At 60.2% G+C, this 20,779-nt stretch carries 19 protein-coding genes; 6 read left to right on the top strand and 13 right to left on the bottom strand.

What is annotated here, in order from left to right; genetic code table 11:
- Positions 1 to 20: 20 nt before the first annotated feature.
- The gene (locus TRIHO_RS05705; RefSeq protein WP_068241139.1) at positions 21 to 1,655 is read right to left on the bottom strand and encodes a SulP family inorganic anion transporter; all 1,635 of its coding nucleotides are present in this window, start codon (positions 1,653 to 1,655) and stop codon (positions 21 to 23) included.
- A gap of 316 nt (positions 1,656 to 1,971) precedes the next feature.
- Here TRIHO_RS05705 and TRIHO_RS05695 point away from each other — a divergent pair, with 316 nt between their 5' ends.
- Entirely contained in the window at positions 1,972 to 2,847 is an 876-nt protein-coding gene (locus TRIHO_RS05695) for an S-methyl-5'-thioadenosine phosphorylase (RefSeq protein ID WP_068241135.1), read from the top strand.
- Between the two features lie 15 nt (positions 2,848 to 2,862).
- Here the strand turns inward: TRIHO_RS05695 and TRIHO_RS23825 are convergent, their stop codons facing one another.
- Positions 2,863 to 3,030 carry a hypothetical protein gene (locus TRIHO_RS23825; RefSeq protein ID WP_165595891.1) on the bottom strand — a complete coding sequence of 56 codons (168 nt, stop codon included), beginning with the start codon at positions 3,028 to 3,030 and terminating at the stop codon, positions 2,863 to 2,865.
- 393 nt (positions 3,031 to 3,423) lie between these two features.
- Between TRIHO_RS23825 and TRIHO_RS05690 the strand changes: the two genes are divergently transcribed.
- The gene (locus TRIHO_RS05690; RefSeq protein ID WP_068241133.1) at positions 3,424 to 3,963 is read left to right on the top strand and encodes an adenine phosphoribosyltransferase; all 540 of its coding nucleotides are present in this window, start codon (positions 3,424 to 3,426) and stop codon (positions 3,961 to 3,963) included.
- 214 nt (positions 3,964 to 4,177) lie between these two features.
- Positions 4,178 to 4,660 carry a fasciclin domain-containing protein gene (locus TRIHO_RS05685; protein WP_068241131.1) on the top strand — a complete coding sequence of 161 codons (483 nt, stop codon included), beginning with the start codon at positions 4,178 to 4,180 and terminating at the stop codon, positions 4,658 to 4,660.
- Between the two features lie 86 nt (positions 4,661 to 4,746).
- Here the strand turns inward: TRIHO_RS05685 and TRIHO_RS05680 are convergent, their stop codons facing one another.
- The 11 genes from TRIHO_RS05680 to coxB all read right to left on the bottom strand — a co-directional run bounded on the left by TRIHO_RS05680 (position 4,747) and on the right by coxB (position 14,801).
- Positions 4,747 to 6,171: an FAD-binding oxidoreductase gene (locus TRIHO_RS05680; RefSeq protein WP_068241129.1), complete on the bottom strand. Its 1,425-nt coding sequence runs from the start codon at positions 6,169 to 6,171 to the stop codon at positions 4,747 to 4,749.
- A gap of 40 nt (positions 6,172 to 6,211) precedes the next feature.
- A complete protein-coding gene (locus TRIHO_RS05675; protein WP_068241127.1) occupies positions 6,212 to 7,045 on the bottom strand; it encodes an MBL fold metallo-hydrolase in 834 nt (277 codons plus the stop codon).
- A 100-nt stretch (positions 7,046 to 7,145) separates the two neighbouring features.
- A complete protein-coding gene (locus TRIHO_RS05670) occupies positions 7,146 to 7,736 on the bottom strand; it encodes a GNAT family N-acetyltransferase (RefSeq protein WP_068241125.1) in 591 nt (196 codons plus the stop codon).
- Complete coding sequence (locus tag TRIHO_RS05665; RefSeq protein ID WP_068241123.1) at positions 7,736 to 8,998, bottom strand: M16 family metallopeptidase; 1,263 nt, start codon at positions 8,996 to 8,998, stop codon at positions 7,736 to 7,738. The genes TRIHO_RS05670 and TRIHO_RS05665 overlap by 1 nt, the downstream gene beginning before the upstream one ends.
- On the bottom strand, positions 8,995 to 10,386 hold the full coding sequence (gene thrC / locus TRIHO_RS05660) for a threonine synthase (protein WP_068241122.1): 1,392 nt from the start codon (positions 10,384 to 10,386) through the stop codon (positions 8,995 to 8,997). Before thrC ends, TRIHO_RS05665 begins: the two co-directional genes overlap by 4 nt.
- A 14-nt stretch (positions 10,387 to 10,400) precedes the next feature.
- The gene (locus tag TRIHO_RS05655) at positions 10,401 to 11,063 is read right to left on the bottom strand and encodes an SURF1 family protein (protein ID WP_068241264.1); all 663 of its coding nucleotides are present in this window, start codon (positions 11,061 to 11,063) and stop codon (positions 10,401 to 10,403) included.
- A 152-nt stretch (positions 11,064 to 11,215) separates the two neighbouring features.
- On the bottom strand, positions 11,216 to 12,028 hold the full coding sequence (locus TRIHO_RS05650; protein WP_068241120.1) for a cytochrome c oxidase subunit 3: 813 nt from the start codon (positions 12,026 to 12,028) through the stop codon (positions 11,216 to 11,218).
- Positions 12,029 to 12,053: 25 nt separating this feature from the next.
- Complete coding sequence (locus tag TRIHO_RS05645) at positions 12,054 to 12,641, bottom strand: cytochrome c oxidase assembly protein (protein WP_068241118.1); 588 nt, start codon at positions 12,639 to 12,641, stop codon at positions 12,054 to 12,056.
- Positions 12,641 to 12,808: a cytochrome C oxidase assembly protein gene (locus TRIHO_RS05640; RefSeq protein ID WP_068241116.1), complete on the bottom strand. Its 168-nt coding sequence runs from the start codon at positions 12,806 to 12,808 to the stop codon at positions 12,641 to 12,643. The genes TRIHO_RS05645 and TRIHO_RS05640 overlap by 1 nt, the downstream gene beginning before the upstream one ends.
- A gap of 3 nt (positions 12,809 to 12,811) precedes the next feature.
- Positions 12,812 to 13,753: a heme o synthase gene (cyoE, locus tag TRIHO_RS05635; RefSeq protein ID WP_068241114.1), complete on the bottom strand. Its 942-nt coding sequence runs from the start codon at positions 13,751 to 13,753 to the stop codon at positions 12,812 to 12,814.
- Positions 13,754 to 13,889: 136 nt separating this feature from the next.
- Positions 13,890 to 14,801, bottom strand: a complete 912-nt coding sequence (coxB, locus tag TRIHO_RS05630; RefSeq protein ID WP_068241112.1) for a cytochrome c oxidase subunit II — start codon at positions 14,799 to 14,801, stop codon at positions 13,890 to 13,892.
- 180 nt (positions 14,802 to 14,981) lie between these two features.
- On the opposite strand from coxB, the gene tldD reads away from it, so the two are divergent.
- From tldD to topA, 3 genes are all read left to right on the top strand, one after another.
- The gene (gene tldD / locus TRIHO_RS05625) at positions 14,982 to 16,403 is read left to right on the top strand and encodes a metalloprotease TldD (protein WP_068241110.1); all 1,422 of its coding nucleotides are present in this window, start codon (positions 14,982 to 14,984) and stop codon (positions 16,401 to 16,403) included.
- Between the two features lie 331 nt (positions 16,404 to 16,734).
- Positions 16,735 to 17,880: a DNA-processing protein DprA gene (gene dprA, locus TRIHO_RS05620; protein ID WP_068241108.1), complete on the top strand. Its 1,146-nt coding sequence runs from the start codon at positions 16,735 to 16,737 to the stop codon at positions 17,878 to 17,880.
- A 140-nt stretch (positions 17,881 to 18,020) separates the two neighbouring features.
- Positions 18,021 to 20,699, top strand: coding sequence for a type I DNA topoisomerase (gene topA, locus TRIHO_RS05615; protein ID WP_068241106.1), 2,679 nt, complete (start codon positions 18,021 to 18,023; stop codon positions 20,697 to 20,699).
- The last annotated feature ends 80 nt before the right edge of the window (positions 20,700 to 20,779 follow it).

Raw genomic sequence — 20,779 nt, 5'->3', positions numbered from 1 at the left:
AATCCCCGGTTTCTCAGGCCTTAGTGGCTTCCCAGAATGCCGGTCTTAACGGAATAATCTACCGCCAGCCCGTATTCCGGGTCGTCGTCGCTGTCGACCATCAGATGGCCTGCCTTCGACAAAAGCTCGTGGCAATCCCGGCTGAGATGGCGCAACTGAATGGATTTACCGGCGGCCTGATATTTACCCGCCATGGTTTCAATCGCCTGTAGCGCAGACTGGTCCACCACACGCGATGCAGCAAAATCCACGATCACAGCGTCCGGGTCACCTTCGACGTCGAACAGTTCGATAAAACCGTCTGTCGATCCGAAGAAAAGCGGCCCCTGGATCTCATAGACCTTCGCGCCCTGCTCGCGCACACTGTCGCGAGTGATGGCATGGATGCGGCGGGCGTTGTTCCAGGCATAGGCCAGGGCGGAAACGATCACCCCCACTACAACCGCAATCGCAAGGTCGGTCATCACAGTGACAACGGTCACCAGGACGATAACAAAGGCGTCTGTCAACGGCACCTTGGTCATGATCTTGAAGCTGTTCCAGGCAAAGGTGCCGATCACCACCATGAACATCACCCCGACCAGTGCCGCCAGCGGGATCTGCTCGATCAGCGGGGATGCTGCGACGATAAAGATCAGCAGGAACAACGCCGCCGCAATGCCCGCGATCCGCGTGCGACCACCGGAATTGACGTTGATCATCGACTGGCCGATCATGGCACAGCCCCCCATGCCACCAAAGAAACCGGTGACGATATTGGCGCCGCCCTGGGCGATGCATTCCTGGCTCGCACCGCCACGCTTGCCGGTAATTTCACCCACAAGGTTCAGTGTCAGAAGGCTCTCGATCAAACCGATTGCGGCGAGGATCACCGCATAGGGCAGGATGATCTGCAACGTCTCCCAGTTCAACGGCACCATGGGCAGATGAAACAATGGCAGCCCGCCCTCGATCGAGGCCAGATCGCCGACCCGCGGCACATCAAGTCCAAAGGCAATCACGATCGCAGCCGTGATACCGATCCCCGCGAGCGGCGCCGGGATGATCTTGGTCACCCGCGGCATCACCCAGATGATCGCCATGGTCAATGCCACAAGCCCCAGCATGGTGGCCAGCTGTCCGCCGGACAGCCAGGCACCGCCGCCTGCCCCATGCCCGGTGTTTTCCACTGTGCCCGGCACCTTGAACTGCGTCAGCTGGGCCAGGAAAATCACAATGGCCAACCCGTTGACGAACCCCAGCATCACCGGATGTGGCACCAATCGGATAAATTTACCCCAATGCATTGCCCCGGCAATCACTTGCAGAATGCCCATCAGTACCACGGTGGCAAAAAGATACTCCACCCCATGTTCGGCCACCAGCGCCACCATCACCACGGCCAACGCCCCGGTCGCGCCGGAAATCATCCCCGGCCGCCCCCCGAAGACCGCCGTGATCAGGCCGACGATAAACGCCGCATAGAGACCCACAAGCGGATGCACCCCGGCAACAAACGCAAAGGCAACGGCTTCCGGCACCAAGGCCAGGGCCACTGTCAACCCAGACAGAAGCTCGGTTCGCAGACGGCCAACACTGAAGCCTTCGTCCTGCATGATAGAAAGGTTCGGAGGAGAGATATTCTTGGCCAGAAGGCCGAGCACGCCGCGCGTCATGACAATTCACCTGTGGTCGACTGAGGGGGATCCGCTGAGCGCCTGTTAGCGCCAATCCCCCTGCGACACAAGGGACGCGGGCCCGCCACATGTGGTGCCGGGGATCTGCGGCGCGGCGGTGACGCATATGTCAGCAGGACTGACCTTCTGTTCCCCCCGCAAAACCTCCAGTCGGCCTGCCCTGTACCGCCGACCCGCGCCGGACGTCCCCTCCTGCTGCCGCTGCTGGCAAATATTCCTGTCGGCGGCATCCACGGCTTGCCAAATTGCGCTCCGCTCGGTCATAGATCGACAAACATCCGCAGGAGAGTTCGACATGACAGAGACAATGATTGCCGTCATCGGCGGATCCGGCATCTATGATATCGACGGTCTGGAGGGCGCCCAATGGTCCAGCGTCACCAGCCCCTGGGGCACCCCCTCCGACCAGATCCTCACCGGGCGCTTTGATGGCGTCAAAATGGCCTTTCTCCCCCGGCACGGACGTGGCCATGTGCATAGCCCGACAGACGTCCCCTATCGCGCTAATATCGACGCGCTGAAACGGATCGGCGTGACAGATGTGATTTCCGTTTCGGCCTGCGGTTCATTCCGCGAAAACATGGCCCCCGGCGACTTCGTGATCGTGGATCAATTCATCGATCGCACCTTTGCCCGCGAAAAAAGTTTTTTCTCTTCGGGCTGCGTGGCCCATGTATCGGTGGCCCACCCCACCTGCCCACGTCTGGGCGATGCCTGCGAATCCGCCGCCAAAGCAGCGGGGATCACCGTCCATCGCGGCGGCACTTACCTCGCGATGGAGGGGCCGCAGTTCTCCTCGATGGCGGAATCAAAAATGTACCGCGATGTCTGGGGCTGCGACGTCATCGGCATGACCAACATGCCAGAGGCAAAACTGGCCCGCGAGGCCGAGCTCTGCTACGCATCCGTCGCCATGGTCACCGACTTTGACAGCTGGCACCCCGCGCATGGAGCGGTTGATATCACCGAGATCATCGCGACCCTGCAGGGCAACTCCGAAAAGGGGCGCGCATTGGTCAAAGGTCTGCCTGCACGGCTGGGCGCCGAGCGTGCAGCCTGCCCGCATGGCTGCGACCGGGCCCTGGAGTTCGCCATCATGACGGCCCCCGACAAACGCGACCCCGCGCTTCTGGCGAAACTGGATGCAGTGGCCGGCCGGGTGCTGGGCTGACCCGGTGCTGCGGCGCTAGTCGTTCTTCTTCACGAACTCTCGCATGAATTGGCGGATTTCGCGTGCGGCCGAGGTGTCGAGCTTTTTGCAAAGCGCGACAAACTCATCCCGCTCCGCCTTGTCGAGACGGAGAACCAACTGACTGTCCTTCTTGGGCGTCTTGGTTTTTGACTTTTTGTTCACGGAACTCGTTTCGCTTCAGAGTTGTTTTTCGCATATGCAATGTATATACATTGCATATGCGGCCCTTCGCTGCATCTGTTGCTGCCAGTATTTGTAAACATAAAGGAGAGTTCAATCATGAACCTTCACGTTGCTCGAAATCTGCTGACTGTCCGCCGACATGACTGGCTGCGGCCCCATCTGGCCTGGTTGCCATCCAGCCTCTATCGCAGCTATCTGGCGCTGCGGAAATAACGGGCCACCGGCAGCGGCGCTGCCAATTTGACTTCTTCAAACAACGTTGACGCTTGCAAGATCGGTGTGCTTCGGTCAAACCGCGATGGTCCGGCTCCTTGGGGACCCAATGGGCCGGACGATCGCTGTCATAGGAAGCCAAGCCAGAGACCCGATGCCATGAGCAAGTCGAAAACCGTCAAAGACTATATCCGTACCATCGTCGATTTCCCGCACGAAGGGATCATGTTCCGCGACGTGACGACGTTGTTTGCCGATCCGCGCGGCTTCCGCATGGCGGTCGACCAGATGCTGCACCCCTATGCGGGACAACGCATCGACAAAGTTGTCGGTCTTGAAGCGCGCGGTTTTATCCTCGGCGGCGCGATTGCGCATCAGCTTGGCACCGGATTTGTGCCCGTTCGCAAAAAGGGCAAACTGCCCGGCGCCACCATCAGCCAAGAATACAAGCTGGAGTATGGCGAGGCCATCGTCGAGTTGCACAAGGATGCGATCCAGCCCGGTGAAAAGATCCTTCTGGTCGATGATCTTCTCGCCACAGGTGGCACCGCAGGCGCGGGCATCAAGCTGATCGAGAAACTCGGCGGGGAGATCATTTCCTGCGCCTTTATCATTGACCTGCCGGAGCTGGGCGGGCGCAAACATCTCGAGGATCTCGGCATGGATGTGCATGTCCTGTGCGAGTTCGACGGTCTCTGATCGCCCGGTTCAGGCCTCCGCGCGATCACGACGGAACACGTCTGATCGCAAAAACGTGATTGGGAATTTCAAGGGCCGCCGGCTTAGGCGGCCTTTCCTTTTTGTCAAATCGCAAATGACGCATTTTTGCCAGATCCAAAATCGCGTTTGCCGCGTTGTCTCCTCAGATGCCGCAATCGCGGTGTCAAAGGTTCGATTAAGAGGAGATTCTCACATGTTCCGCAAATTCGCACTTGGTGCCGTTGCTGGCCTCGCCCTGACTTCTGCCGCCTTCGCAGCCGGCGCCACTCAGGACATCGTCGAGATCGCGTCGGGAAACGACGATTTTGATACGCTTGTCGCCGCAGTCAGCGCCGCGGAATTGGCCGAAACGCTGAAAAGCGACGGCCCGTTCACCGTGTTTGCCCCCACCGACGCTGCTTTCGAAGCACTGCCTGACGGCACCCTGGAAGAGTTGTTGAAACCGGAAAACAAGGCGCAGCTTGTCAGCATCCTCAGCTATCACGTTGTGCCTGGCAAAATGATGTCCTCCGACCTGGTCGACGGGACAAAATCGACCACGGTTCAGGGGTCTGATGTCACCGTCAGCATCAACGGCAGCGCGATGGTGAACGATGCCAATGTGATCCAGGCCGATATCGAGGCGGAAAACGGCATCATTCACGTGATCGACAAGGTGATCATGCCGCAGAACTGATCTGCGCACGTCGCATTTTGTTGCCGCCCCGAATACCATGGGGAGCCTCACGGCTCCCCTTTTTGCTGTCGATGTCTTTGCGATCTCTACGCAGAGGCCAGAACCGCGCCAGGGTTCATGATGCCATGCGGATCAAGGGCCTGCTTAATGGCCCGCATCGCCGCCAGTTTGACCGGATCGCCATAGCGCTCCAGATCATCGACCTTGAACCTGCCGATGCCATGTTCGGCACTGATGGAACCACCGTAATCCGCAACCAGATCGTGGATGATACGTTTGACATCGCCGCGCAGAGCGTCGTAGTCGGCCCGCTTGCGGCCTTTGGCTGGGAACACATTGTAGTGCAGGTTCCCATCCCCAAGATGGCCAAAGCAATTGATCCGCAAACTGGAATCCAGCCTGGACATCGCCGCCCAACCGGCCGAGATAAAGGCGGGAATGCGGGAAATTGGCACCGAGATGTCGTGGCTGGAAACGCTTCCGATACGGCGATTGGCTTCGGGGATGAATTCTCGCACCGACCAAAGCGCCTGACGCTGCGCTTCCGATTGCGCGATGACACCATCGCGGGAAATGCCAGCGTCCAGCGCGCGGCCAAAAAGATCGGTCAGTACCTCCTCTGGCGCCTGCCCCGCACCAAGCCCGAGATCAATAAGAACGCACCATTCCGGCGTTTCATCAAAGGGTTGACGCAGGTCAGGAAGGGTCTCGGCCAGGAAATCCAAACCCTGACGATGAATGAGCTCGAAGGCGCTGACCCCCTCGGCAACCGCCTCCCGCGCGAGGGCAAGCAACTGGATCGCGGCAGCCGGAGATTCGACCGAAAAAAGCGCCGTGCCAACGTGGCGCGGGATCGGTGACAGCTTTAGCGCCGCAGCCGTGATCACGCCCAACGTGCCTTCGGCGCCGATCAACAAGTTGCGCAAATCATAGCCTGTGTTGTCCTTGCGCAGGCGAGTCAGACCATGCCAGATCTCGCCCGTCGGCAGCACCGCCTCCAGCCCAAGGCAGAGGTCGCGGGCGTTGCCATACCGAAGGACATTCACACCGCCAGCATTGGTCGACAGATTGCCACCAATCCGCGCGGTTCCCTCTGACGCGAGGGAGAGCGGAAACAGCCGGTCGGCCGCATGAGCTGCCGCCTGGACATCGGCGAGCGTCACGCCCGCTTCGGCAAGGAGCACATTTTCGTCCGGAAAGACCTCGCGAATGGCGCGCATACGCTCCAGTGACAGCAGGATCGGCGCGGGACCGTCCGGCATGACCTGGCCGCCCACCAAGCCCGTGCCGCCGCCATAGGGGACGACCCCGACATGGGCTGCATGGGCCGCGCGCACCACTTCGGCGACCTCCCCAACGCTTCGGGGCAAAGCAACCGCAGCGGCCTGCCCACGAGACCGGGCGCGCGGTTCCTCAAGGTGGCGCTCTTCGGCTGGACGCAGGCTATCGGCCGGCAAACGCGCGGCAAGTGCATCGAGAAAGGCGGGATCGGCAGGTCTGAGGCTGGTCATATGCCTTGCATCGACAATCTCGGGGCCGATGGCAAGCCTGCTATTGATCCGCCCGCAGATAAGCGGGTTGCAACACAAAAACGGTGGGACGGTCCGGCAGGCTGCGCAGGGAGACGGTCATTTCGGGCCCGTCCACCCGGATGATGGCAAAGGTCTCGCCGATCTCGGTCAGAAACCGTTCCAGTGTAAAGTCGCCGAACCAATGCATCGGTATCACGACAGACGACTGCAAACGGGACAGAACCTGTACCATATCAGGCAAAGGCAGCGTCGAGCCGCCATCCACGGCCGCCATCACGACATCCAACCGCCCAAGCGCCGCAAACTGTTCCGGCGTGGGCATATGGTGCAAATGGCCCAGATGGCCGATACACAGGCCTGCCACCTCAAAGACGAATATCGAATTGCCATACCGTTCAACGCCATTGCCGGACCGGATGTCGGTCGAAACATTGCGAACGAGCATTTCGCCCAGATCAAGATGGTGGCTGACACCTTCGCCAAACGCTCCCCAGCCCTCCAGCACATGCGGGATCGCCGGGTCGGGAAACTCCGTCCAATGGGTGCTATGGGCATGGTTCATCGTCACCACATCGGGCATCAGCGGCGTAGACCCGATGAAACCGGTATAGTCGGTCACAGCATTCAGTCCACCCGCCGTCTGGATCAGGAAAGAGGCATGCGCGATATAGTGAAGACGTACGGAGTATGTGTCCGGCAGCGGGTCACTCCAACTGGCCTTGTGAAGGTACTCCAGTCCGGGCGCGGTTTCGGCAAGGGCGATACAGTGACTGGCGCGGTGCTCCTGTGCGGAGCTCGCGCCAGCCACTACGGTCAGCATGACCGTAAAAACACACCCAAAGATCACTCGCATGAAGCTGATTTAGGTCTGACCGCCGGAAGGTCACGGAAAAAAACCCACTTGGATAAGTTTTTGACATCGCCTGTCAGGGTCGGCCCAGACGTCTGCGACCCTAGACTTGTCCGGCCATGGTCTTGCCCCGGCGATCGTTGCGCAACGCAGAGTACAGCACATGGGTGCGCCAGCGCCCGTTGATCTGCAGATAGGATTGCGCCACGCCTTCATATTTGAACCCGGATCGTTCAAGCAGCCCCCGCGAGGCCGCATTTTCCGGCAGGCAGGCCGCCTCGATCCGACTGAGGTCGAGCCGGGTAAACGCATGGTGCACGACGGTTCCGATGGCCTCCCGCATGTATCCCTTGCGGGCAAACTGGGTTCCGGTCCAATAGCCAATCGTGCCTGCCATGGCAGGTCCGCGCCGGATATTGTCAAGCGTGATCGCCCCGACCAACTGCTCGTCCTCGCGCCGGATCAGGAACAACGGCAGCGCCGTGCCTTGGGCAATGGAACGTTTCGCCCAATACACCCGGTTGGTAAACGATTTGCGTGTCAGGTGATCCGCCGACCAGGCTGGTTCCCACGACACCAGATGCTCGCGGCTTTTTTGGCGCAGGAAAGCCCAGTACCGAAAATCTGAATGCACAGGCGGCCGAAGCGTCAATCGCTCCGTTTCCAACTTCAGTGTCCGGCGCGCCAAAAGCATCAGGCGGCGCGCTTTCTTGCGATCTCCTCCAGACCCGGCGCAGCGGAGACAGGACCATAAAGCGCCAGGGCGGCAGGGGCATCGCGGCCAATTCGGGCTGCCATCGCGCGCACCTCGGCGGTGGTTACAGCATCGATCCGGGCGACGGTGGATTCAAGGCTCGGCACCTCGTCCCAGATCTGCACCAGCCGGGCCAAGCGCTCGGCGCGGTTGGAGGGGCTTTCAAGCCCCATCAACATGCCGGCCTTCATCTGGGCTCGGGCGCGTTCGACCTCTGCATCGGACATGTCATCGGCGGCGCGTTTCAATTCATCGACGGTGATTCCAATCAGATCAGCGACCTGATCGCCTGAGGTGCCGGCATAGATCGTCAGCATCCCGGTGTCCTCATAGGCACCGGCCTGGCTGAAGATCGTATAGCAGAGGCCGCGTTTCTCCCGCACTTCCTGGAACAGCCGCGACGACATGCCCCCCCCCAGCGCAGCCGCGTAGATCTGCGCAGTGTAGATGTCATCGGCGCGGTAGCTGGGACTTTCAAATGCCAGCGCCACATGCGCCTGCTCCAGCGTCTTGTCCCGGCGCACCTCACCGCCCACGAAGCGGGCGACATCCATCACACTCTGTTGCTGCGGCACCAGATCTCCGAACAGGGCCTCTGCCGCCTTCACCAACCGGTCGTGATCGACCGCTCCGGCTGCCGAAAGGATCATCTGGCCGGGGCCGTAGTGTTCGCCGACGAAACGGCGCAGGTCTTCTTTCGAAAACCCGCGGACCCGCTCCGCCGGACCGAGGATAGACCGGCCAATGGCCTGATCGCGATAGCTTTCTTCCTGCAGCCAGTCGAAAATGATGTCGTCCGGCGTGTCCAGGGACTGGCCGATTTCCTGCAGGATCACCCCACGTTCGATTTCGATCTCGCGGTCATCAAAAACGGAGTTCAGGACGATATCCCCGATTACATCCAGCGCCAGATCAACGTCGTCTTTCAGCACCCGGGCGTAATAGGCCGTGACCTCGCGACTGGTGTAGGCATTGATATAGCCGCCCACATCCTCGATCGCCTCCGCGATCTGCAAGGCACTGCGCTTCTTTGTGCCCTTGAACGCCATATGTTCAAGGAAATGTGCAACGCCGTTTTGCTCCAGACGTTCGTGACGGCCGCCCGCCGAAACCCAGATACCGACAGAGGCCGATTGCAACCCCGGCATATGTTCAGTGACGATGCGAAAGCCGTTTGGCAGGCGGGCTTGTTTGATGGTCAAGGCTTGGTGTGCTTTCTGATGTGATCTTCGATGGCACCCAGATCGTTGGTGATCCGGGTCACCCGTTCCGACCTTTCATACAGATCTGCCATGCGCGGGGGAAGAGGTGGAAACACGCCAGAGGCATCTTCGACGGCGGCGGGGAATTTTGCCGGATGCGCCGTGGCGAGGGTCACCATCGGGACGCTTTCGTGCAAATGTTCCTTGGCCACTTTGACACCAACGGCCCCATGCGGGCACAGCAATTCTCCCGAGGCCGCCAATTCGGATTTGATCGTGGCCAGGGTTTCCTCTTCGGAGGCGCGGCCAGAGGTATAGATCTCGGCCAGGGCCTGCATCGCCCCCTGCGAGACGTTGAAGCCGCCGCCCTGTTTCAACTCGTCCATCAGCTGTGCCACGGCGGCGCCATCCTGATCGTAGGCATAGAACAATGCCCGCTCAAAGTTCGACGAAACCTGGATATCCATTGATGGCGAGATGGAGGGCATGGTTTCGCCCTTGAAATACCCCTCGCCAGACAGACAGCGGTGCAGGATGTCATTCTGGTTGGTGGCGACCACCAGCTGTTCGATCGGCAGCCCCATTTGCCGCGCGATATAGCCTGCAAAAATGTCCCCGAAATTCCCGGTCGGTACCGTGAAGGATACCTTGCGGTGAGGTGCGCCAAGCGACACCGCGGCGGTAAAATAATAGACCACCTGCGCCAGCACCCGGGCAAAGTTGATCGAATTCACCCCGGCCAGGTGGACCGAGTCGCGGAAATCAAAGTCGTTGAACATGTCTTTGACGGCGGCCTGACAATCGTCGAAATCGCCATCCACCGCCAAGGCATGCACGTTTGGTTCATTTGGCGTCGTCATCTGGCGACGCTGCACCTCAGAGACGCGACCATGGGGGTAAAGGATAAAAACATCCACCGCATCAAGCCCGCGAAAGGCTTCAATCGCCGCGGAGCCGGTATCGCCAGAAGTGGCGCCGACAATGGTCACCCTGTCCCCACGGCGTTTCAGCGCGGTCTGAAACAGCTGACCGATCAGCTGCATTGCGAAATCCTTGAACGCCAGTGTCGGACCGTGGAACAGCTCCAACAGGAAATGATTTCCCGCCAGCTGTTTCAGCGGCGCCAGCGCGGCATGGCCGAAATCGGCATAGGCACGGGCAATCGCCCCCTTGAACTCTTCTTCGGAAAACGAGCCGGAGACATAGGGCCACATCACATGGAACGCGACCTCCTCATAGGGCTTACCTGCAAAACCGGCGATCTCCTCGGCGCTGAGCGTCGGAATGTGCGCAGGCACATAAAGCCCCCCGTCCCGGGCGAGGCCGGTCAGCATGGCGTCTTCGAATGAAAGTTCCGGCGCCTGGCCGCGAGTGGAGATATATTTCATGGCGTCAGATCCTGTCAGGTTTTGGCGCGCGTACGCAAGAGAAAGGTCACGGTCATGACGGCCCAGATCAGGGCCAGCAAGAACCAGGTGATGGCATATTGCAGGTGATTATTCGGAATACCCTCGGTCGTGACGGGCAATGGCGTCGGCACACGGGTGCCCTCGCGGGCCACAACAAGAAGCGGTTCTGTGTTCAGCTGATCCGCCATATAGGCCAGATCGCGTGTATACAGAATATTGCTGTCGACCTCGGGGGGCGGGGTGGTCCAGTCGCCTTCCTGTGGCCAGAGGAGATTGCCGGTGATCTCGGCCGGACCCGCCGGACGCTCGCTCGCCTTGTCAGCGCTGCGGATAAACCCGCGGTCCAGCAGAATGCGCCGCCCCGAACGGGTCACGAAGGACGAGATCACGCGATACCCTGCCCCTGCCCGTTCGGTCACCCAGAACACATGTAGCTCCTTGGGTTCGATCTCGCCCGCGACCGTCACCGCGCGATAGCTGTCCGCCGACGCGCTTGGTGCGTTTGGCAAGGCGACCGGCGCGGCAGCAATGCGGCTTTCGATGGTGTCGAGAATCGACTGTTTCCAGGCAAGCCGCTGCATCTGCCAGATCCCCAGCGCCAGCAGCGTCGCGAAGCCTACCCCCCCGACCAGGGTAAGAAAGATCACGCGTCGAATCAAATACCCACTCCTGTTCCGGCACCCGCACCGCCCCCAATCACGAGCCTCTCACGAAAGAGGCGCACGAGGAGACCCCGCGCGCCTGCTAAATACGGCCTGAAAGCGGAAAGGAAAACCGCAATCATGTAACCCATACACCGAGGGTCGGCTTACAGGCTGGCGGTGCCCCAGATGTAGACAGCCACAAAGAGGAACAGCCAAACCACATCGACGAAGTGCCAGTACCAGGCCGCCATTTCAAAGCCGGCGTGCTGTTTCGGGGTGAAATCCCCCTTCATCGCGCGGATCAGACAAACCGTCAGGAAAATGGTGCCAAGGACCACGTGGAACCCATGGAAACCGGTCGCCATGAAGAAGTTGGAGAAGAACTCGTCGCCGCCGAACTGCCAGCCTTCATGCAGGATCAGCTCTGCATATTCATACCCTTGGAGCACTGTGAAGAACACGCCGAGGACGATACCGATTGCAAGACCGTTGATCAGGCTCTTGCGGTCATTCTCATGCACCAGCGCATGGTGCGCCCAGGTCACCGCACAGCCGGACAGCAACAGCACCAGCGTATTGATCAGCGGCAGATGGAACGGGTCGACCGCGTGGATGGCCGGCGCCACGTATTCGGTCCCGATGTAGTTTTCCATCGGATAGATGGCGTGTTTGAAGAAGGACCAGAACCAGGCGAAAAAGAACATCACCTCGGACATGACGAACAGGATGAACCCATATCGCAGGCCGATCAGAACGACCGGCGTGTGGTCGCCCGCTTTGTTTTCGGCGATGGTCTCGGACCACCAGCAGAAGGCGGAGTAGAGCACCGCGACCAGACCGGCCCAAAAGAGCCAGGAGCTGCTGTCGTGCATCCAGCGCACTGCGCCGAACAGCATGACAAACGCGCCAAATGCGCTCAGCAGCGGCCAGATCGACGGCGGCAGAATGTGAAAGTCGTGATTTTTAGCATGCGCCATTTAAGTGTCCCTCACCAAAGCGGCCTTAGTTCAGTTCTATCTCTGCCCCGGATGTCTCCCCGGTATCGAGGGCGGCTAGACCCTCTGGCAGATCGATCTCGTGAAATGTGTACGACAAGGTGATCGTATGCACAAATTTTGCTTCTGGATCCTTAGTGATTTCGGGGTCCACGAAGAAGGTTACAGGCATCATTACCCGTTCCCCAGGTTGCAGCACCTGCTCGTTAAAGCAGAAACACTGTATCTTTTCAAAGTAATAACCTGCCGAATAGGGCGCAACGTTGTAAGACGCCTGCCCGGCGACGGGTCGGTCCGTCGGATTGTAGGCCTCGTAGAAGGCCAGCCCGGTCTCGCCGATTTTCAACTCCATGATCCGTTCGACGGGTTTGAACTCCCACGGCATACCGCGATCTTTGGAGGCGTCGAAGCGCACCTTGATGGTCTGATCAAGGACGGTCGCAGAATCGCCGGTGGCCACCTGTGTCACCCCGCCAAATCCGGTGACGCGGCAGAACCAGTCGTAGAACGGCACCGATGCCCAGGCGAGACCGCCCATGAGCACAACAACGCCCACCAGCTGAACCACCGTTTTCTGGGGTCCGTTCAGCGCCATCAGTTCTGCTCCTCGCTGTCCATTTTCGGAAAGGTGAAATTGGACGACGTCAGCTTGACCACCGTCAGCGCCAGAACCAGAACGACAAACCCAGCCAACAGCAGGCCAACGCCCATATTGCGCCCCTTGCGCCGCGTATGCAGCTCATGTTCCTTACGCAGGCTCATGTTTTACCAGCCTCCCATTCCATAAGGTTTCAACACCGCCTCGACGAGGATCGCGCCGAAGTGGAGGAAGAGGTAGAGCAAAGACAGCTTGAAGAAAGACCGCTCCGCCTTGAAGTTATCCGCTTCACAGATGTCTTCGTCACGACGCCAGATCTCTACGGCGCCTTTCAGAAACAGCGAGTTCAGCACCACCGCCACCGCAAGGTAGATCGGCCCGCCAACGCCCGTGAACCCGGTCGCAATGGCAAAAGCGGCGAGAATGACAGTATATACAAGGATATGTTTACGGGTTGCCCGGCGACCATGTGTCACCGTCAGCATCGGCACATCGGCCAGATCATAGTCATTGCGCATGAACAGCGCCAGCGCCCAGAAGTGCGGCGGCGTCCACAAGAAGGTCAGCGCAAACATCAACCAGGGTTCAATCGACATGGTTCCCGTCGCGGCGATCCAGCCGATGACCGGAGGAAAGGCCCCGGCCGCGCCACCAATCACGATGTTCTGCGGCGTCGCCCGCTTCAGCCACATGGTATAGATCACCACGTAGAAAAAGATGGTGAATGCCAAAAAGGCTCCGGCAAAGATATTGGTCGCGAGCGCCAGCATGATCACCGACAGGCCCGACAGGGCAAGCCCAAGGCTCAGTGCCTCCCCCTTGTCGACCTTGCCGGCCGGGATCGGGCGCGACTTCGTGCGCTTCATCACCTGGTCGATATCCGCGTCCCACCACATGTTCAACGCGCCGGACGCACCGCCGCCGATTGCAATGAACAGGATCGCACAGAACCCAATCACCGGATGCACCCCTGTGGGTGCGGCCAGCAGGCCCACCAATGCAGTAAACACCACCAGCGACATGACCCGTGGCTTCAACAGGGCAAAGTAGTCGCCAAAAGACGCGTCGTCTTCGCGGATCAGGCTTGCGTTGAGGCTGGCATCACTCATGGGCTGGGCTCTTCTTTCGTCGTACACGGCCGCGCAGACAAAGCGCGGCCGGTCTGGGTCTGGTGGTCAATCCCACCTGGGTCGGACCGTCTGGCCGCGTATCTGTCAGCAAGACAGCCCGCGGGCAATGCCCGATTTAGTTGTTGGCAGCGACCTGAAAGCTCTGCGGAAGCCCCGCATATTCTTCGATCGCCCCGTTCAGCCATTCTTCATAGGCCTCTTCGCTGACGACCTTGACCGTAATCGGCATATAGGCGTGGTCCTTGCCGCACAGTTCGGAACACTGACCGAAATAGATGCCTTCCTTGGTTGGCTTGAACCAAAGCTCCGCCAGACGGCCCGGCACCGCATCCTGCTTCACCCCGAAGGCAGGCATCGCCCAGGCATGGATCACATCGGCGCCGGTCACCTGCATCACGATGGTCTTGTTGACCGGCACAACAACTGCGGTGTTGGTCGCCAGCAGGAACTCGTCGGCGTTATACCCTGCGGCCGCCAGCTTGGCCGCCATTTCTTCACTGTTGATGAAGGCCTCGACCCCTGCCGCTTCGTCTTCCTCGGTGATCGTGGCCGGGTGGCCGATCAGGTAGCTGTCAAAGGCAAAATCGTGATCGACATATTCATAACCCCAGTACCACTGGTAGCCCGTCGCCTTGATGGTGATATCCGCTTCGGGGATTTCCTGTTGGCGGAACAGTTCCGGCAACGAGAAGGAGCCGATGACAATCAGGATCAGGATCGGAACAACGGTCCAGGCGATCTCGACCGGCGTGTGGTGGGTAAAGCTGGCCGCTTCCGGGTTGGCCCGGCGATTGAAGCGCACAATCGCATAGAGCATCAGCCCCGCCACAAACAGGCAGATTACGGTGATGATGATCAGCAGCATGTGATCAAGCTGGTGAATCCCTTCGGCCAGTTCGGAGCCGGCCGGCTGAAACCCAAGGTAGCCGTCGGTCGGCTTGCCAATGGTCTCCAGTCCTTCTTGCGCCATTGCTGGAAGGCTCGTGAGAGCGGCGATAAAGCCCGAAAGCGTCAAAGCATTCTTCATGTCGTTTCCTGATCGCTTGATCGTTGCATGTACCGGTCGTCGGAATCGATTGAGAAAATCGTACCGCGACCGTTGTCTTTGGTGCCGTTAAAAATCATATTCTTGAGAGGTTATAAAGAGGGTTGCGCGCGTCATTGCGTCGCTTTCTTGACTTAGAGCAAAAAAATCGAGGCCCATTTGATGGATACCACCGCGTTTCGCCCCTTTGAGACCACGCTTCCCGAGGATGAGGCGCTGCCGGTTCTGCGCGCTGCCTTGCAAGGTGCCGACGACGGCGAAATCTTCGCCGAGCGTACAAAATCGGAGGCGCTCGTCTTTGATGACGGGCGTTTGCGTACAGCCAGCTATGACGCGGCCGAAGGATTTGGCCTGCGCGCCGTGCGCGGCGAGGTCGCCGGATACGCGCATTCGACCACCATGTCGATTTCCGCACTGAAGCGCGCGTCAGAGACCGCGCGCCTCGCGGTGGGGGATGGTGGCGGCACCATGGCCCCGGCCCCGCAGGCGACCAACCAGAAACTTTATAGTGACATAGATCCGATTTCTGCCCAGGGATTTCCGGTCAAGGTGGACACGCTGCGCGAGATCGACGCTTTCGCCCGTGCGCTTGATTCTCGGGTCGTGCAGGTGTCCGCCACACTCGCCGCCTCGATCCAGGAGGTCGAGATCCTGCGCGCCGATGGAGTCCGGGTGCGCGATGTGCGACCGATGACCCGCGTCAACGTCTCGGTCATCGTCGAAGAAAACGGACGGCGCGAAAACGGAACCGCCGGTGGTGGCGGTCGCGTCGGGCTGGACGGGCTGATCGCAGCGGAGGACTGGCAGGCCAAGGCGCGCGAGGCACTGCGTGTCGCATTGGTCAATCTGGAAGCCGAACCCGCCCCGGCGGGCGAAATGGACGTGGTACTTGGCCCCGGCTGGCCCGGTATCCTGCTGCACGAGGCCATCGGTCACGGGCTGGAAGGGGACTTCAACCGCAAGGGCTCGTCTGCTTTTGCCGGGCTGATGGGGCAACGGATTGCAGCCCCCGGTGTCACCGTGCTGGACGATGGCACCATCACGGATCGACGGGGGTCGATCACGGTCGATGATGAGGGCACACCGAGCCAGAAAACCACCCTGATCGAGGATGGCATTCTTGTCGGCTTCATGCAGGATCGGCAGAACGCGCGGCTGATGGGGGTGGACCCCACCGGGAACGGTCGCCGTCAGAGCTTTGCCCATGCGCCGATGCCCCGGATGACCAACACCTATATGCTGGGCGGCACAGCTGCGCCTGAGGATCTGGTCAAAGATATCAAGGACGGCATCTGGGCCGTTGGCTTTGGCGGCGGTCAGGTCGACATCACCAATGGCAAATTCGTGTTTTCCTGCACCGAGGCCTATCGGGTCAAAAACGGCAAAATCGGTGCGCCGGTCAAGGGCGCGACCCTGATCGGAGATGGCGCGACAGCGCTGCAAAAGATCCGCGGCCTTGGAAATGATATGGCGCTCGACCCTGGGATGGGGAATTGCGGCAAACAGGGGCAGTGGGTGCCTGTGGGGGTCGGCCAGCCCAGCGTCCTGATGGGCGGCCTGACCGTCGGCGGCTCCGCCACCTGACACGTTCGAATCGTGCACGCCCTCCCCGCTGGTCCAGCGAGTCGGGAGGGCGTGCGCCCCAATCCAAGACTTTAACGCGCGGCTTACGTCTGCTTAACGAAGATGACGATTCCGCCGAAAGTTCCCAGATATCGGCCCGCATATTTACCACGAAACGACGCTTGGCGACGGCGTTTCGACAGTCGCCAAGCGGTCTGATTTCTATTTTTTATAAGTGAAATCAAAGGGTAGGTAAAAAGTAGTGAAAAATCGCTATAAACTGTTTCGATCTTCACCACCTGTTAACCCCTGAAGCCGTAAACCTATATTTGCAACAAGGCGAGGCGAGGGCATGACCGGAGAAGCATATTCTTCCACTCACCCCCCACTCCCACCCACCACGGAAGATCAAAGGTATTCCTGGCTTCGCCTGTTGCGCTCCCGTGGAATCGGGACAGTGACCTTCTTTCGGCTACTCGCCGAATATGGGACAGCGCAGAACGTGCTGGACATGCTGCCCGAAGTGGCAGCCACTGCAGGCGTAAAAGGGTATGAAACATACTCAAAAGATGCTTTGGACGCCGAGCTCACAACTGCAAAAGCCGCCAATGCGCGGCTTTTGTGTTTTGGGGATCCCGATTACCCGGAGCTCCTGACTTCGCTTCACAATCCTCCCCCGGCGCTTTGGGCGATTGGGGATACGTCCCTGCTATCCCGCCCTGCGGTCTCCATCGTTGGTGCCCGCAACGCCTCCTCGCTGGGGCGGCGCATGGCCTATGCGCTTGCCCGGGATCTCGGCGACTCCGGCTATGTCGTGGTCTCCGGGCTGGCGCGTGGGATCGACGCCTCCAGTCATGAGGGGGCCTTGCACAGTGGCACCATCGCCGTCCAGGGTGGCGGTGTCGATGTCATCTATCCCACCGAAAACACCAAGCTTGCCCATGCGATTGCCGCCCAGGGCCTGCGGCTGTCCGAACAGCCAATGGGATTGCAGCCGCAAGCGCGTCATTTTCCGCCCCGCAATCGCATTATCGCCGGAATTGGGCTGGCCACCGTGGTGGTAGAGGCCGCCGTGAAATCCGGCAGCCTCATCACCGCCCGCGACGCCCTCGACCTGGGACGGGATGTGCTGGCTGTGCCCGGTCACCCCTTTGATGCGCGGGCCAGTGGCGGGAATCTCTTGATCCGGGATGGTGCGGTTCTGGTCCGCAACGCCAAAGATGTCATCGACGCCCTGCCCCCGATGTCGGCGCCAGCGCCGCCGCGCCCCCGACAGCAGGAGCGCCCGGAGCCGCCACCAGAGCGGCGAAACCTGCGCCAGACCGCAGCCCTCCATCAGATCATTCTCGACCGGCTGGCCGCCGCGCCGACCCCCGAAATGCAGCTGATCGAAGACCTCGACAGCCCGGCCCGCAAGGTCCGGACGGTGCTGATGGATCTGGAACTGTCGGGCGCGATTGACCGTGGTCCGGGCGGGGTGATCATCAAAAAACGCTAATTTTTACAGGGACGCAGGCCCCCGCCAGCCTGGCGTTTTCAGCGCGGATTTCTTCGCATGGATTGACATTCTCCCCTTGCGCGACACATTTTGCCCGGCCATAGAGCCGATTGAACCCGTATAAAAAGGTGCCCATATTAATGCCAGTCGTCGTCGTTGAATCTCCGGCCAAAGCAAAAACGATCAACAAATATCTGGGCTCCGACTACACTGTTCTGGCATCCTATGGCCATGTTCGGGACCTGCCAGCCAAGAATGGATCGGTGGAACCGGACGATGATTTTGCCATGACCTGGGAGGTCGGCAATGACAGCAAGAAACATGTGCGCGCCATCGCCGAGGCCCTGAAGAACGACAACGCTCTCATTCTCGCGACCGACCCCGATCGCGAAGGCGAGGCAATCAGCTGGCACCTGCAAGAGGCGCTCACCAAGCGGCGCTCGATTAAAAAGGACACCGCCGTCAGCCGCGTCACCTTCAACGCCATCACCAAAGATGCCGTGACCGAGGCGATGCGCAACCCGCGTCAGGTCGACATGCCGCTGGTCGAGGCCTATCTGGCCCGCCGCGCGCTCGACTATCTGGTCGGGTTCAACCTGTCGCCGGTGCTGTGGCGCAAACTCCCCGGTGCCCGCTCCGCCGGGCGGGTGCAATCCGTCTGTCTGCGCCTGATCGTTGAACGCGAGATGGAAATCGAGGCGTTCAGACCGCAGGAATACTGGTCGGTCCGCGCCCATCTGGCGACCCCGCGTGGCCAGAGCTTTGAGGCAAGACTGACCGTTCTGGGCGGTGAAAAGCTCGATAAATTCAGTCTGGGCAATGCCACCTCTGCCGAGCTTGCGGTGCAGGCTGTCACCAGCCGCAAGATGTCGGTGCTCTCGGTCGAAGCGAAACCCGCCGCGCGCAACCCTTCGGCGCCGTTCATGACATCAACCCTGCAACAGGAAGCCAGCCGTAAGTTCGGCATGGGCGCGCGACAGTGCATGAACACTGCACAGCGCCTCTATGAGGCTGGCCTGATCACCTATATGCGGACCGACGGCATTGATATGGCGCCCGAGGCGGTGCAGGAGGCGCGCGCAGAGATCGAGACCCGCTACGGCAAGGAATACGTCCCCTCCGAGCCGCGCATCTACAAGAACAAGGCCAAGAATGCGCAGGAAGCGCACGAATGTATCCGCCCGACGGATATGAGCCGCGACGCCAAGAGCCTCAAGGTCTCCGAAGAGGATCAGCGCAAGCTTTATGATCTGATCTGGAAGCGCACCCTGGCCTGCCAGATGGCCGGTGCCCGGATGGAACGGACCACGGTCGATATCGGGTCGAGCGACAAGCAGGTCGTGCTGCGGGCCACCGGCCAGGTCGTGCTGTTTGACGGTTTCATGCGCGTCTATGAGGAAGGGCGCGATGATGTGGTGGACGAGGACGACAACCGCCTGCCGCAAATCATGGAAGGTGAAAACCTGAAATTCGCCGCCAGCATCGCGGCGCAGGCCGAAAAGGCCGGTCCCGAAGGCGCCCGGCTGTCCGGCGACGGCGCGACCCTGGCGCTCCAGCACCACACACAGCCGCCGCCGCGCTACACCGAGGCCACATTGGTCAAACGGATGGAAGAGCTGGGCATCGGCCGCCCCTCCACCTACGCCAGCGTGATCACCACGATTCAGGACCGCGAATACGTCCGCAAGGACAAGAACCGCCTGTTCCCCGAGGACAAGGGCCGGATCGTGACGATCTTCCTGTTGAATTTCTTCAAACGCTACGTGGAATATGACTTTACCGCCGCGTTGGAGAACCAACTGGACGATGTCAGCGCCGGCGAAAAGGATTACAAGGCACTGCTCGACAGTTTCTGGCGCGATTTTTCAGCCGCGATTTCCGAAACCTCGGATCTGCGTATTTCCGAAGTGCTCGATGTGCTTGACGAGGCGCTCGCGCCGCAGCTCTATCCGCCACGCGACGACGGCGGCGACCCGCGCCAATGCCCGAAATGCGGCGCCGGTCAGCTACACCTGAAAACCTCGCGCACCGGCGGGTTTGTCGGCTGCGGCAACTACCCGGAATGCAACTACACCCGGCCGATCTCCGGCGAAGGGGCCGAAGGGTACGAGCGGGTCCTGGGCGAAGATGACGGCGACGAAATCCACCTGAAGTCCGGCCGTTTCGGGCCTTACGTACAGCGCGGCGAAGCCACGCCGGAAAACAAGAAACCGCCACGCTCCTCGCTCCCGAAACAGGGCAAGGATTATCTGCCGGGCTGGGGCCCCAATGATGTCACTTTGGAACAGGCGGTCACTCTGCTCACCCTGCCGCGCGAGATCGGCCAACACCCGGATGGCGGCATGGTGTCGTCAAACCTTGGTCGGTTTGGCCCCTACATCATGCATCAGCGCCCGGACGAGGAAAAACCCGTCTACGTCAACCTCAAGGAAACGCTTGACGTTTTCGAGGTCGGCATGAACCGCGCGGTTGAGATGCTGGCCGAAAAACGCGCCAATCCGGGCCGGGGCCGGTCTTCCGCCGCGGCCAAACCACTCAAGGAACTGGGCGAGCATCCAAGTGAAGGCGGACCTGTCAACGTGATGGACGGGCGCTATGGCCCCTATGTGAAATGGGGCAAGGTCAATGCCACACTGGCCAAGGACATCGAGGCCAAGGACGTCACGATGGAAATGGCGGTTGCCCTGATCACCGAAAAGACCGGAAAGACGGCAAGCAAAAAGAAAGCGCCAGCCAAGAAGAAGGCCGTGCCCAAGAACGCCACCGCCAAGAAGGCGCCCGCAAAGAAAACCGCGAAAAAATCAGCCTCCGAAGACTGAGCTTTCGGGCGGGGCCCTCCCGCCCGTCTCGATTGCATTAAAATGCAATCACTCCAGTTGGGCCCGGCGCCGCGCTCACG

The organism is Tritonibacter horizontis, from assembly GCF_001518015.1.
In the GTDB taxonomy this organism is placed as follows: Bacteria; Pseudomonadota; Alphaproteobacteria; order Rhodobacterales; family Rhodobacteraceae; genus Epibacterium; species Epibacterium horizontis.
The sequence above is the reverse complement of the archived record's forward strand: the minus strand, read 5'-3'. Positions and strand labels throughout refer to the sequence as shown.

Excerpts from the sequence above, each read along its gene's own strand:
- TRIHO_RS05705 (WP_068241139.1), bottom strand. The coding sequence starts at position 1,655 with ATGACGCGCGGCGTGCTCGGCCTTCTGGCCAAGAATATCTCTCCTCCG.
- TRIHO_RS05695 (WP_068241135.1), top strand. The coding sequence starts at position 1,972 with ATGACAGAGACAATGATTGCCGTCATCGGCGGATCCGGCATCTATGAT.
- TRIHO_RS05690 (WP_068241133.1), top strand. The coding sequence starts at position 3,424 with ATGAGCAAGTCGAAAACCGTCAAAGACTATATCCGTACCATCGTCGAT.
- TRIHO_RS05685 (WP_068241131.1), top strand. The coding sequence starts at position 4,178 with ATGTTCCGCAAATTCGCACTTGGTGCCGTTGCTGGCCTCGCCCTGACT.
- TRIHO_RS05680 (WP_068241129.1), bottom strand. The coding sequence starts at position 6,171 with ATGACCAGCCTCAGACCTGCCGATCCCGCCTTTCTCGATGCACTTGCC.
- TRIHO_RS05675 (WP_068241127.1), bottom strand. The coding sequence starts at position 7,045 with ATGCGAGTGATCTTTGGGTGTGTTTTTACGGTCATGCTGACCGTAGTG.
- TRIHO_RS05670 (WP_068241125.1), bottom strand. The coding sequence starts at position 7,736 with ATGCTTTTGGCGCGCCGGACACTGAAGTTGGAAACGGAGCGATTGACG.
- thrC (WP_068241122.1), bottom strand. The coding sequence starts at position 10,386 with ATGAAATATATCTCCACTCGCGGCCAGGCGCCGGAACTTTCATTCGAA.
- TRIHO_RS05650 (WP_068241120.1), bottom strand. The coding sequence starts at position 12,028 with ATGGCGCATGCTAAAAATCACGACTTTCACATTCTGCCGCCGTCGATC.
- TRIHO_RS05645 (WP_068241118.1), bottom strand. The coding sequence starts at position 12,641 with ATGGCGCTGAACGGACCCCAGAAAACGGTGGTTCAGCTGGTGGGCGTT.
- TRIHO_RS05640 (WP_068241116.1), bottom strand. The coding sequence starts at position 12,808 with ATGAGCCTGCGTAAGGAACATGAGCTGCATACGCGGCGCAAGGGGCGC.
- cyoE (WP_068241114.1), bottom strand. The coding sequence starts at position 13,753 with ATGAGTGATGCCAGCCTCAACGCAAGCCTGATCCGCGAAGACGACGCG.
- coxB (WP_068241112.1), bottom strand. The coding sequence starts at position 14,801 with ATGAAGAATGCTTTGACGCTTTCGGGCTTTATCGCCGCTCTCACGAGC.
- tldD (WP_068241110.1), top strand. The coding sequence starts at position 14,982 with ATGGATACCACCGCGTTTCGCCCCTTTGAGACCACGCTTCCCGAGGAT.
- dprA (WP_068241108.1), top strand. The coding sequence starts at position 16,735 with ATGACCGGAGAAGCATATTCTTCCACTCACCCCCCACTCCCACCCACC.
- topA (WP_068241106.1), top strand. The coding sequence starts at position 18,021 with ATGCCAGTCGTCGTCGTTGAATCTCCGGCCAAAGCAAAAACGATCAAC.